The 12,035-nt window shown below is 65.4% G+C and carries 11 protein-coding genes; 1 reads left to right on the plus strand and 10 read right to left on the minus strand.

From position 1 onward, the window contains the following. Positions 1-2: 2 nt before the first annotated feature. The 6 genes from ACFVSU_RS07380 to ACFVSU_RS07405 all read right to left on the minus strand — a co-directional run bounded on the left by ACFVSU_RS07380 (position 3) and on the right by ACFVSU_RS07405 (position 6,623). Positions 3-1,199, minus strand: coding sequence for an FAD-dependent oxidoreductase (locus ACFVSU_RS07380; RefSeq protein WP_387140211.1), 1,197 nt, complete (start codon positions 1,197-1,199; stop codon positions 3-5). A gap of 98 nt (positions 1,200-1,297) precedes the next feature. Next, positions 1,298-2,347, minus strand: a complete 1,050-nt coding sequence (locus ACFVSU_RS07385; RefSeq protein ID WP_387140214.1) for a VOC family protein — start codon at positions 2,345-2,347, stop codon at positions 1,298-1,300. Between the two features lie 28 nt (positions 2,348-2,375). Then, positions 2,376-3,359, minus strand: coding sequence for a fumarylacetoacetate hydrolase family protein (locus ACFVSU_RS07390; protein WP_387140217.1), 984 nt, complete (start codon positions 3,357-3,359; stop codon positions 2,376-2,378). Next, positions 3,356-4,357, minus strand: a complete 1,002-nt coding sequence (locus ACFVSU_RS07395) for a C-terminal binding protein (protein ID WP_387140220.1) — start codon at positions 4,355-4,357, stop codon at positions 3,356-3,358. Before ACFVSU_RS07395 ends, ACFVSU_RS07390 begins: the two co-directional genes overlap by 4 nt. After that, positions 4,354-5,640, minus strand: a complete 1,287-nt coding sequence (gene eno, locus ACFVSU_RS07400; protein WP_387140223.1) for a phosphopyruvate hydratase — start codon at positions 5,638-5,640, stop codon at positions 4,354-4,356. The genes ACFVSU_RS07395 and eno overlap by 4 nt, the downstream gene beginning before the upstream one ends. Continuing rightward, positions 5,637-6,623, minus strand: coding sequence for a phosphotransferase family protein (locus ACFVSU_RS07405; protein WP_387140226.1), 987 nt, complete (start codon positions 6,621-6,623; stop codon positions 5,637-5,639). The genes eno and ACFVSU_RS07405 overlap by 4 nt, the downstream gene beginning before the upstream one ends. 665 nt (positions 6,624-7,288) lie before the next feature. Between ACFVSU_RS07405 and ACFVSU_RS07410 the strand changes: the two genes are divergently transcribed. Continuing rightward, a complete protein-coding gene (locus tag ACFVSU_RS07410) occupies positions 7,289-8,401 on the plus strand; it encodes an alkene reductase (RefSeq protein WP_387141285.1) in 1,113 nt (370 codons plus the stop codon). A gap of 164 nt (positions 8,402-8,565) precedes the next feature. Here ACFVSU_RS07410 and ACFVSU_RS07415 read toward each other — a convergent pair whose 3' ends face one another. From ACFVSU_RS07415 to ACFVSU_RS07430, 4 genes are all read right to left on the minus strand, one after another. After that, positions 8,566-9,378, minus strand: a complete 813-nt coding sequence (locus tag ACFVSU_RS07415; protein WP_387140229.1) for a shikimate dehydrogenase family protein — start codon at positions 9,376-9,378, stop codon at positions 8,566-8,568. A 134-nt stretch (positions 9,379-9,512) separates the two neighbouring features. Beyond that, positions 9,513-10,280: a TSUP family transporter gene (locus ACFVSU_RS07420; RefSeq protein ID WP_387140233.1), complete on the minus strand. Its 768-nt coding sequence runs from the start codon at positions 10,278-10,280 to the stop codon at positions 9,513-9,515. Continuing rightward, positions 10,280-11,569: a Gfo/Idh/MocA family protein gene (locus tag ACFVSU_RS07425; protein ID WP_387140236.1), complete on the minus strand. Its 1,290-nt coding sequence runs from the start codon at positions 11,567-11,569 to the stop codon at positions 10,280-10,282. The genes ACFVSU_RS07420 and ACFVSU_RS07425 overlap by 1 nt, the downstream gene beginning before the upstream one ends. A gap of 74 nt (positions 11,570-11,643) precedes the next feature. Beyond that, on the minus strand, positions 11,644-11,871 hold the full coding sequence (locus ACFVSU_RS07430) for a hypothetical protein (protein ID WP_387140239.1): 228 nt from the start codon (positions 11,869-11,871) through the stop codon (positions 11,644-11,646). Between the last annotated feature and the right edge of the window lie 164 nt (positions 11,872-12,035).

Below are 12,035 nucleotides of genomic sequence, written 5' to 3' on the forward strand. Positions count from 1 at the left end.
TTTCAGTCGGTGATCTGCGCGAGCTGCGCGAGGATCTGCTCTGGGTTGGTGTCGCCTACCTGCTTCTGCAGCATCGGCGTGTGGTCGAGAACGAAGTCGCGGATCGGACGCAGAGGGGCCGGCATGTGGTGGAACATCTTCCCGAGCTGGAAGGCCATCTCCGTGACACGCGCGGTGTGCGGGCGACGCAGTTGCTCATAACCCTCCAGCCGTGCGGCCAGATCGTGGGCGTCGCTGAAATCGACGCCCTCAAGCGCGCGGCTCAGGAAGTAGCCGTCCTCGATCGCCATCCCGGCACCGTAGGCGGCGTACGGCGAGGTCGGGTGGGCGGCATCTCCGACGAGCGTCGCCCGGCCTTTCGACCACTTCGCCAGTGGGGGACGGTCGCGGATCTCCCACTCAGAGATGTTCTCCTCGGGCGTGCGGGAGATCATGGCGACCATCTTCGGATCCCAGTTGTCGCGGATCTTTGATTCCACATACGCCTTCAGGGGCCGGGGCGTCCTCGTGCCGGGCGTCCAGGCTTCCAGCACCCACCACTCGTGGCCGATCTTGTCGCCGTACTGGATGGGTGTCCAGCTCGCCTGCAGCGTACGGTCGTGGCTGATCACCGCGAGCTCGTCGTCCTTCTCCCTGGTGCCGAAGACATAGCCGCCGATCACATGCAGGTTGTGCTCGCGCAACGGTTCGTCGCCCCACAGGACGCGTCGCACCTCCGAGCGGATGCCGTCAGCCCCGACGACGAAGTCGAAGATCTCCTCATCGCCGCCTTCGAACGACAGCGACACATCCGACCGTCGATCGCTGAGGCCGGTGAGAAGCTTGTTCGGGTGGTAGATGCCGTCGGGAAGCGCGTCGAACATCCGCTGGTACAGGTCTGAGCGCAGGCAGCCGAGGAAGCCGCCGCCCCACTCCTCTTTGACGGACGGTGGGATGTGAACGATCGCGCGCCGTCTGCCGTCGATTCGGCGGAACTCCGAGTTGCAGGCCGCGCCCAGCCCGTCGATGTCCACCCCGATGATGTCGAGAGCCTTCAGGGGCGGAGGCCACAGGTTGAGGATGCTTCCGATCGGACGGGTGTGCTGGTAACGCTCGTACAGCGAGACGTCAAACCCCTTCTGACGGAGGGCCAGAGCGGTCGCCATACCGCCAGGCCCAGCGCCGATCACGGCCACGCGACCGCTGTTGCGCGTTGTCATCTGTTGTTCTCCTTTGAACGCGGGAGTTCTGTCATGTGGGTGAAGAGCGTGCGTGACGCGCGCCGCCGCGCACGCCCTCCGGGTCGGCTCGCTGTCGCTCAGCCGTCGATGAACCCCTCGGGCGATGCCTTCTGACCGCTGAAGGCGGCGACCTTCTCATCGCGGATCGCCGCCTGCTCCTTGTCGGCGGCCTCCTCCGGCGGCAAGGGCCAGGCGGTGTAGAACCCGTCGGGCGCCTCGATGTTGCGGTAGATGCTCTGTCCGGGATTGCCGCCGGCAGCCTGATACGTGCGCGTCTCCCAATCCGGCATGGTGTTGACCCATCCTCCGGCGTTGATCTCGATGCGGAAGCCGCCCGGCTCGCGCACGTACAGGTACGTGATCTCGTCGATGCCGTGCACACCGGGGCCGAACTCGATGGGAGTGCCCGCGGCGATGAACGCCTCGGCGGCGCGCTCGACGTCCAGACGCTGGTCGACCCGGAACGCGAGGTGGTGGGCACGACCGGTCATCCCGCTGAAGTCGGGAACGATCGCCACGTCGTGAGTGGAGCGGATGCCGTTGCACGTCAGCGTGGAGAAGACCGTGAATCCCGGCTCGACTTCGGTCTGGGCCGTGTGGCGCGCGCCGAACTGCTTGTAGAAGTCGATGTCGCCCTTCATGTTCGGCGAGGGGAAGGTGATGTGGTCGAGATACCGTGCACCGGCTCCGCGGTTGACGTACTTCTGGGGGCGGTTCGGCATCGCGGGATCGAACTTGTCCTCGGGAGCCTGGTAGAGGTCGACGTCCCAGAACACCTCGTGGAGGTGACGCCCGTGGGGCGAGCGGTACTGGTAGGTGGCACCGTGACCGGTCCAGTCATCGACCCAGCCGACTTCCTCCTCCGTGCCGTCGAGGCGCTTCGCGATGATCTCCGCGTCGCCGGGTCCGTAGGTCCGCCACCCGATGCGACCGATGCCGGGCTCCGGTGCTTCCGTGACGATGAGACTGGAGTGGAGCCATTCCGCCCAGCCGCGCAGGTAGACCGACTGGCCTTCCCGTGTGGTCTCTTCGAGGCCGAGCACCTCCTTCATCCAGTTGACCGTCTCTTCCGGCTTCGGGCTGAACAGCTCGACGTGGGCGAGCTGCGACAGCAGCACTTCTGACATGGTGTGCCTCCTTCAGGCGTGGGTGTTCTCAGGCGAGGGTGGTGGTCGGAGCGAAATCGTCGTCGGCGACGGGAGCGACGCAGAGGTTGCGCTGAGTCCCGAGGCCGGTGATCGAGGACTCGATGAGGTCGCCGGGTCGAAGCCAGCGATTACCGTGATGGCCCGCGTTTCCGGCGGGCGAGCCGGTCAGGATCATGTCGCCGGGCGAGAGCACGGTGACGTGGGAGGCGGCGCTGACGAGTTCCGGGATGCCCTGGATGATGTCCGAAACCAGCTCGTCCTGCATCAGCTCGCCGTTGACCGACAACCGGATGCGCAGCCGGGACGGGTCGGGGACGAATTCGGTCGGCACGATGACCGGACCGGTCGGGAAGTACGTCGGTCGGTTCTTCGAATGCAGGAAGTCCGTCATGGGGATGTCGCGGCGGAACATCGCATCGCGCACGGTGATGTCGTTGCTGATCGTGTAGCCGGCGATCGCGTCCATGGCCTTCTCGACCGGCACGCGGTGAGTTCGACGCCCGATGACGACGGCGAGCTCGAGTTCCCAGTCGTGCTGCTCGTGGGGGCCCCACAGGACGACGTCATCTCGCGCGCCCGCGAGCGCGGAGGGCAGTCCGACGAAGAAGAAGGGCGGGTCATCCCGTCGGGCGCGCGCCGTCGCTGCGGCGAACTCCCTCAGCTCTTCATCTGTTCGCGCGTCACCCTGGTTCTTGGTCATCGTGTAGACGATCTGCGTGACGTGCTTCGTATAGTTCGCCCCCGTGCAGATGATCTGTCCGGACGGCTGCACCGGCGACAGCGGTCGGACGTCGGTCGTCTCGATCGCGGGGCTGTCCGATTCGGCGATGGAGCGCAGCAGCGGCAGGGTGCGGTCCCAGTCGCGCAGAAGATCGAGGGTGGTGAGGTCTTCCCTGTCGAGCGCACGGCGGAGGTCGATCACCCGATCATCGACCAGGAGGCCGGGGAACACATCGTCCAGGCGGGCGAAAGTGCCGAGTCCGAAAGTCATCGTGTCGGCTCCGTTCGACGTGTCCAGCGTGTGCCGTCGTAGACCGACGGATTGACGGTGTCGTGTGCGCGCCAACCGGAGAGCACCGTCGCGACGTTCGCCGCTGCTCTGGATGCCAGCTCTGCGACCGACTCCTCGGAATAGAACGCCACGTGAGGGGTGGCGATGACGCGCGGGTGTGCGAAGAGGGGGTGGCCGGGATCGAGGTGCTCCGGGGTGAAGACGTCAAGCCCGGCGCCCGCGATGATTCCCCCGTCGAGGGCCTCGACCAGTGCCTCCTGATCGATCACGCCGCCCCTGGCGGTGTTGATCAGGAACGCCGTCTCCTTCATCGCGCCGAGCATCGACCGGTCGACGATGTGGCGGGTGGCGTCGGTGAGCGGAACGTGCAGGGAGAGGATGTCCGAGCGTGCTGCGAGCTCGCGCATCGAGACGTTTTCCACACCGAGGGCTTCGAGGTCGGCAGGCACGCCCGAACGCACGTGCGCGATCACATGAAGACCGAGCGCGACCGCCCGCTCGGCTACAGCTCGTCCGATCGAGCCGAGTCCGAGGAGCCCGAGAGTCTGACCTCGCATTCGCCGGATCGGGCGCCCGCGACCGAGATCCCAGCGCCCTTCGCGGATGTTGCGATCGAAGGTCGTGACGCTCCGGGCAAGACCGAACGCCAGAGCCATCGTGTGCTCCGCGACTTCGTCGACGCAGTAGTCCGGGACGTTGGTGACCGGAATCCCCATCTCCGTCGCCGTCTCGACGGCGATGTTGTCGGTCCCGATGCCGTATCGGCCGACCACCCGAAGTCGTCTGCCGGCGCGCAGCACGGCCGGTGTGACACGCCCGAAGCACGTCAGGATCGCGTCTGCTTCGATGACGAGTTCTTCGAGCGTCGCTTCCTCGGCGTCCGGGGCCACCACGAGTGACGCTCCGACGCGAGCCAGTTCTCGACGCTCGATCTCCAGAGAGTCCCACGTGTAATCGGTGACGAGGACGGTGCTCATCGGTTGCCCTCTCCGACCGGCCCGAGAGCACGCGAAAGAGAGGCACGCTCCCCCAGCCGATCCTGGAGGACGAGCAGACGGTTGTACTTCGCCAGCCGCTCCGACTGTGTGACGGAACCGACCTTGATCTGACCGGCACCCGTGCCGAATGCGAGGTCGGCCAAAGCGGCGTCCTCCGTCTCTCCGGATCGCGCGGAGACGACCGTCCGCCACCCGGCTTTCCGAGCTTGGCTGATGACGTCGAGAGTCTCGCTGATCGTGCCGATCTGATTCATCTTCACGAGCACCGCGTTCGCGGTCGCTTCGGCGATGCCGCGCCCGACTCTCTGCGGATTCGTCGTGAAGTGGTCGTCGCCGATGATCTGCACGCGACCGCCCAGCCGTGCCTGCAGCCGTCGCCACCCCGACCAGTCGTCCTCTGCGAGCCCGTCCTCGAGCGAGGCGATGGCGAATCGGTCGGTGAGGTCGGCCAGCATCTCCACCATCTCCTCGGATGTGAGCTCTGCGCCGGCCACGCGATAGATCTCCTCGGCAGGGTCGAAGAAGTGCGTGGCGGCCACATCGATCGCATAGACGATCTGGGAGCCCGGCTCGAGACCGGCACGGGCGACCGCCTCGTCCATGAGCTCCAGCGCCTCTTCGGAGCCACCGATGCTCGGCCCGTAGCCGCCTTCGTCGGCGCGGAGAGTCGACAGTCCACGGGTCGTCAAAGCGGTTCCCATGGCCTCGTGCACGGCGACGACCCACTCCAGCGCCTCGGGGTAGTCGGCAGCGCCCACCGGCACCACCAGGAAGTCCTGGAAGTCGATCTGCCGACCCGCGTGCAGGCCACCGCTGAGGATGTTCACCATCGGCAGTGGCAGGTCCGGGATGCTCTCGCCGGCGAACACCTGCCACAGACTGCGGCCCGAACTAATCGCCTGCGCGCGTGCTGTGGCGAGGGAGACGGCGAGGATCGCATTCGCACCGAGAGCCGACTTGTCGTCGGTACCGTCGAGCTCGCGCATGCGCTGGTCCACTGCCGAGATCTCCGGCGACAGGCCGACGAGGGCGGGAGCGATGATCTCGTTGACGTTGCGCACAGCCTCGAGGACGCCGCGGCCGCCGAATCTGCCGCTGTCACCGTCGCGCAGTTCGACGGCCTCGTGTCGACCGGTGGAAGCACCGGAGGGAACGCTGGCGGTGGCGACTCGACCGGAGTCGAGCGCGACGTCGGCCTGGACAGTGGGGCGGCCTCGCGAATCGAGGATCTCGCGGGCACGGATGCCGGTGATACGGGTCATATGTTCTCCAGTCGCCAGCGATCGGCGAGATCGTCGAAGTCGGCCAGCGTCTTGTCGGGCGTTCGGATCAGGCGACGCGACTGAGCGCGCACGAAAGCTCTCTTCTCGGCGAGCAGGTATTCCGCCGGAGACTTGCCGTCGACCCGGCAGAGCATCAGCACGGCCATCTCGGAGGCGACGTCCTGGATCGATGCCAGCCCACCCGCCGCTTCGTATGCGTTCCACAGGGCGTGCCGGGCTGCGCGATACTCCGGCGCTGTCTCGGGTCGGCGCACCTCCTTCAGGACGAGGTGCGTCAGAGCGAACGCGGGATCGAACGCAGGGTCGCCCCAGTGAGCGACTTCGAAGTCGAGGAGGATCACCTGGTCACTCGGGAAGACGAGAATGTTCTTGGGCGAGTAGTCACCGAGGACCAGCACCCTGCGGTTGGTGCGGAGCCGCTGGATGTCTGCGGCGATGGCATCCTCGAGGTCTGCGTGAAAGCGCGCAGCCGAGAGGTGGTACGGCTCGATGCGGCCCTGCTCGAGCGGCATGAGATTGTCGAACTCGTCGGCGATCAGCGCGTCGCCGGCGCTGCGCGCTTGGAGCTGCCCCAGGAGCCGGCCGACGCGTTCTGCGACACCGAGGCGCACTTCCCCGCGGAGAAGCTCCGACTTCCACGTCATGCCGCTCTCGGGTGCGGCGGTCATGGTGAAAGCGAAAGCTTCATCGTCGTGGTCGACGACGGAAGGGACGTCGTCCGGTCCGAGCAACTGCGCGAGCACCTCCATGCAGCGGCGCTCGGTGAAGATGCGCGCTCGATCGAACTCCCACCGCTGTTGGACGCGGAGGACCTCCAGCGCCTGCTTGACGACGAATCCTGGTGCGGGGCCATCGACCCGAAGCACGATGTTGGAAATCCCCCCGGCCAGCTCGCGAGCCGTTGCTTCGCCGTCGATCACCCCGCGTGATCGCAGGTAGTCGGCGACGCTCGCGGCGGTCAATTCGCTGCGCAGTGTCGAACGGTCGGACCTCATCGTCCATCCTTACTGGAATCGTAATTACAATTACAATCAGGACGATAGTGGAACGTCGACCAGCGGTCAAGCATCGGGTTCGAGTGCGAACGAGCGGAAGCGTCCGAATTGAACGCCGAGGGCGGGTTTCGCCCGATCTTCGAGGCGGCGTCACGCCGCCGGACATGCGTCCCGCTCAGGTCGTGACGCTGTCGACGGCCTCGAGCTCGAGGTGGTTGTACCGGCCGTCCAGGACATCTCGGAAGCGAACTGATCACTGAAGAGTTGACGCGATGTACACGGAGCGGATGAGCGCCATCGCCTCGAAGGCATGCTGCATCGAGACCGCGGGCGCCGCCCCCGCAAGAGGTCTTTAGAGCAGATCCATGTAACGCTTGAAGGACGCACGACAACGCTGGCCGTGGTCCTGCTGTTGTCGGTGTTGAAGCTTGGCCTATCGGTGGGATATGGCGAAGGCTGCCGAAGATGACGGTCGTCAGCACCCCCGCCATTCACGAGGAATGCGAGCGAGCCACCGCCCTCAGCCACTTCTCTCGGCCGCATCTCTTCCGACCCGATGTACGCATTACTGCGTAGATCCGTTAGAGTTTCTTGCGGAGACACCGCGACCCATCGCTCGGACGGAGAACACTATGACGGACACGATCTCGACGGACATTTCGAACTCTCCCCTGTTCCAACCGATCACCTTCGGCTCCATCGATCTGGCCAATCGGATCGTCATGGCCCCATTGACACGGATGCGCTCGGGCGATCTTGGCGTCCCTGGTGATCTCCTGGTCGAGTACTACCGCCAGCGGGCGGGAGTCGGAATGATCGTCACGGAGGGCACGTACCCGAGCTTCGAGTCGCAGGCGTACGCGGGGCAACCCGGGATCGCCACCGACGAGCAGGCCGCCGGCTGGGCGCGTGTGGTCGAGGCGGTCCATGAGAAGGGTGGCAAGATCGTCCTGCAACTGATGCACGGCGGCCAGCAGTCTCACCCCGATCTCAACGGTGGGCGCCGAGTCCTCGCGCCCAGCGCGATCGCGTCACCTGGATTCGTGCACGTCGGCGACGGGAAGAGCGCATTTGTCGAGCCCGACGCAATGACAGCCGGCGAGATCACAGCGGCGATCACCGACCATGTCGTCGCTGCACGACGTGCGATCGCGGCTGGTTTCGATGGCGTCGAGATGCATGCCGCCAACGGCTACCTCATGCATCAGTTCCTAGCCCCCGGATCAAACGTGCGCACCGACGAATACGGCGGCTCACCCGAGAACCGCGCCCGCCTCGTCGTCGAACTCACGACCGCCGTGGTGAAGGCTGTCGGTGCCGATCGGGTCGGTATCCGTATCGCTCCCGCGATCAACATCGGCGGAGCGCTCGAGTCCGATCATGATGACGTGCGCGCGACCTATGGCGCACTTCTCCGTCAGCTGCGCCCACTCGGTCTCGCCTACCTGTCGGTCGTGCATGGCGAGCCCACCGGGGAGCTGATCGAAGAGCTTCAGGCGCATTTCGGCGGAAAGCTCATCGCCAACAGAGGATTCGCGGGCTCATCGGGATCTGCTGCGGCTGCCGCCACCCTCGTCCAAGCCTCCTTCGTGGATGCCGTCGCCGTCGGCCGCGCCGTGATCGCTAACCCTGACCTGGTTGTGCGGTGGAAGGCCGGCCACCCCGAGAATCTCCCCCGGCCCGAGCTGTTCTATGCCTTCAGCGCCGAGGGTTACACCGACTACCCCGCGCTCAGCCCCAACTGATACGTAGCGATCTAAACTGACGCCTCCACGGTTACCTCGGCGACATGCCACCCGTCGAGTTCGAGAACGCGTTCTATGCTGTCCACGCCGACCGCGAACAGCTGGTCGGAATCCAATAGCGCGAGTCTCCATCAGACCCAGGGCGCTTCAATCCGGCCGCCTAGTTACGCGAAGTCTTCGGCGATGGCACCTTCGTACCCAAAGAAGGCAAGGTATGCAGGAACCATCTCCAGAAGCATGTCGCGGCCCACTTGGACGGTGCACCCTCTGTCGCGTGCCGCCAGCAGGAACGGAGTGAGGCCGGGCTTGTTGACGACGTCCGCAACGAAGGTACTGCTCACAACACCATGGAGGTCGAGAGGCAGAGGATCACTCGCTTGCACCCCGAGGGAAGTTGCGTTGACGATGAGGTCGAACCCGCGAGGGTCTCTCGATCCGAGGCCGGTGTTCACGTCTGGATAGTGAGCTTCGAGACGACGAGACAGCTCCACCGCCGATGCGCTGCGGCGATTTACCAGGCTGAGTTCACCGACCTGCGCTGCGGCCAGCGATGCAGCGATGGCCGAACCCACCCCTCCGGTGCCGACGATCAGGACGCGCTTGTCGACCGGGTCGAATCCTTTGCGCACGAGAGCGCGGACAAAGCCGGCCCCGTCGAATTGGTCAGCGAGGAGCGATCCATCTTCACGCTTGACGACAGCGTTGGTCGCGCCGGCGATCGCTGCCGCGGGGCTTACCTCGTCAACGAGCTGCATGGTCGTGACCTTGTGAGGCATGGTCACCAGTGCACCGCGGAGGTTGGTCACAGAGAAGAGGGACCGAAACAGGTCAGGATACCCCTCGGCCCGGGCGGACATCGGGACGACGGCCGCATCGATTCCGTTCCGGTCAAACCAGGGGTTGCAGAGTGAGGACGAGGCGAAGGTATCTGTGGGGAATCCCAGGTGGGCGATGAGAGTGGCCCTGCCGCTGATCATGCGGTTTCCTCGTCTACGCGGCCGAAAAAGTGGTGAGACATCGGTTCCTTCTTTCGTGAGCAATGGTCCGACAGCCGATTGGGAAGGGCCGGGATGCGTTCGGGGCCCGCATCAACCCAGGCGCGAAGTAGCCACTAGACGGGGCCGCTACGGGTCGGAGAGCTGCTGGCTGCTGTTGCGATCATCTCCAACGCCCCACTTGCGATCAGCCAAACTCCGCCCGCCGCTGCAACTGTCAACATCGCCCATCGCACGGCGGTCGCTGGAATGCACCGCGCGCCCAGCGAGCCGACGACGAGCCCGAGAGCGCACCCTCCGATGGCCCACCAAACGTTGGAAAGGTCGGCGTCGACGGGGCCGAGCACGAGGATCGCGAGGAGGTTCAGGGGGAGGAAGAAGGCTTGCATCGTGGCGCGGCTAACATCCGGTTGCCACTTCCGCTGCACAGCCAGGAGCGTCACTGGTGGTCCACTTACTGCGGCGACCACGGTGAACACCCCGCTGACGGCGCCAACCAGCACCACGCCCCCAACGGTATCGATCACCTTCAGTGTGCGGCGCCGGACCACCAGCAGGGTAGCTATCACGATGACAGCACCGGCAGTGATGGTGAGCGCCGGGCCCCGAATAGCACCCACAACGAAGACAGTGGGAACGATCAGGAGCGCAACTGGCAGGAGGAGCAGGAGTGCGTCTTTCCAACGAACATGACGGATCGTGACCGCCAGAAGGTAGGTATTCAACGCGAGAGAGAGGACGAGCACCGCGCGGACACCGACGTCGGGGCCGAGCATGAGCAGAAGGAACGGCGCGCAGACGAGCGCGAACCCGGTACCTGTGATGATCTGCACGGTGGCCCCCGCCGCCACTGTCAGGAGGACGCCGATGCTTAGCCAGTCCATCAGGTGGACCTGTGTCGCACGCCCGTGCACCGGGATCGATGAGTGCCCGGCCTCGCCCGGGTCGTGTCGCATGTCATCGGATCGTCGCGGGGCGAGCGGCCTGATTCGTCGATCGCAGACAGCTGGACGTCGTCGTAGACTCCGGCGGCGACGTCAGCGAATTGCACGGGCTTGTTCAGTGTCGCGGCGACGTAGACCGACCGGACCACCACCATCGCGTCGTACGCGTGCTGGATCGTGACCTGGGGTTGCGTGCCCGAGGTGATGGCGTGCACGACATTCATGTACTGGAGCTGATGGCTCGTTGGGTCGAGGCTGTACTGACCCGCCGGCGCCGGAGGAAGATCAAAGCCGAGACGATGGATCCGCTCCCCCCTATTGGTGAGCATGCTCTGGGCTGTGTTGCCCTCAGCGGACGTGAGCCCCATCGGGCCGATGTCGATTTCCGGCGACTGGGCGGCGTGGAAGTAGGTGAGCAGATCATCTTCGATGATCGCGGAGCCCAATGACCCCATCACATGGAGGCGCGTGGCGAGGCCCGGATACGCCGCTGTTGTCGCGTGCACCGCGGCGAGCGCTCCTGACTCAAACCGGATTGCCGCGACCACGGAGTCTTCGACCTCGACTTTGTCGTGAGCGAGGAGCGCTATCTGCCCCGATATCTCCACGGGACGCCCAAGGAACGAGAGCAGGAGGTCAACGTTGTGCACGCCCTGGTTCATCAGAGCACCGCCGCCGTCGAGAGCCCAAGTCCCGCGCCAATCTGCGGAGTCGTAGTAGCTCTGCGGTCGCCACCACGCTGTCGACGCGATGGCTGTTGTCACGCGTCCAAACGCGTTGGACTTCACGGCATCTGCAACGATCACTGACGCAGCGTCGAATCGATGCTGGCTGATGACGGTTGCGACCAAGCCCTCGCGGGCCGCTCGGGCGGCACGGTCAGCCATCACGCGCGCTCGACTCAGATCTACATCGAGCGGTTTCTCGAGGATGACGTGTCGATGAGCGTCGAGAGCCATCGTCGCCTGCGATACGTGCAGTCCACTGGGCGTCGTGATCACGACGAGGTCGACCTCCGGTGAAATGAGGGCCTCTTCCAGCGTGGCGTACTCGCTGGGACGACGGAAGCCGGCTGTCTCTAGTCGATTGGCGACGCGAGCGGTGGCTTCCGGGAATGGGTCCACGATCCCGACGATCTCGAGCTCGTCTATGCCGGACGCGATCGCGGCGTGGACAGTTCCCATCGCCCCAGCCCCCACCAATGCGACACCAATCTTTCCGTCGCCCACCTTGCTCTCCTTCGTTTGGCGTTGCCTTGATCGCCGGTGTGTGCCATCTGTCGGCAACCGGGGTCCGTGTTCAGTCAGTTCTGTCGCGGGTGAGAGGTAGCGCTCGCTCGCTGCACAGAACTGAACGCGTGGATCGCGTGCGCTGCTCGGATCGCGGCGAGGGTTTCTTCGCGGATGGTCGCGTGGTCCAATGCATCGCCGGCGTTCATGAGACGGGCGATGGTTGATCTGCCCACCCCGGTGATGCGTGCGATTCCGCGTCCGGTCATGGGTGTTTGCGCGAGCTCGAGCACCAGTTGCACGGCTTCGTGGGAGGGCACCGTGGGCGCAGGAGGGCCAATGCCTTCCGCGCGTGCTCGTTGACGCCGGTAGGTGGCCCGTGCCTGGTGGCACGATCGACCGCGGTCATCCCCCGGGCAGTTGTGCGCGGACGTGCACCCGCTGAGGTACCCGGCGGATGTGCCGT

Source organism: Microbacterium sp. NPDC058062, from assembly GCF_042885375.1.
GTDB classification, from domain to species: domain Bacteria; phylum Actinomycetota; class Actinomycetes; order Actinomycetales; family Microbacteriaceae; genus Microbacterium; species Microbacterium trichothecenolyticum_C.

Coding starts and splice junctions, on each gene's coding strand:
- ACFVSU_RS07380 (WP_387140211.1), bottom strand. CDS start 1,199: ATGACAACGCGCAACAGCGGTCGCGTGGCCGTGATCGGCGCTGGGCCT.
- ACFVSU_RS07390 (WP_387140217.1), bottom strand. CDS start 3,359: ATGACTTTCGGACTCGGCACTTTCGCCCGCCTGGACGATGTGTTCCCC.
- ACFVSU_RS07420 (WP_387140233.1), bottom strand. CDS start 10,280: ATGGACTGGCTAAGCATCGGCGTCCTCCTGACAGTGGCGGCGGGGGCC.
- ACFVSU_RS07385 (WP_387140214.1), bottom strand. CDS start 2,347: ATGTCAGAAGTGCTGCTGTCGCAGCTCGCCCACGTCGAGCTGTTCAGC.
- ACFVSU_RS07410 (WP_387141285.1), top strand. CDS start 7,289: ATGACGGACACGATCTCGACGGACATTTCGAACTCTCCCCTGTTCCAA.
- eno (WP_387140223.1), bottom strand. CDS start 5,640: ATGACCCGTATCACCGGCATCCGTGCCCGCGAGATCCTCGATTCGCGA.
- ACFVSU_RS07415 (WP_387140229.1), bottom strand. CDS start 9,378: ATGATCAGCGGCAGGGCCACTCTCATCGCCCACCTGGGATTCCCCACA.
- ACFVSU_RS07395 (WP_387140220.1), bottom strand. CDS start 4,357: ATGAGCACCGTCCTCGTCACCGATTACACGTGGGACTCTCTGGAGATC.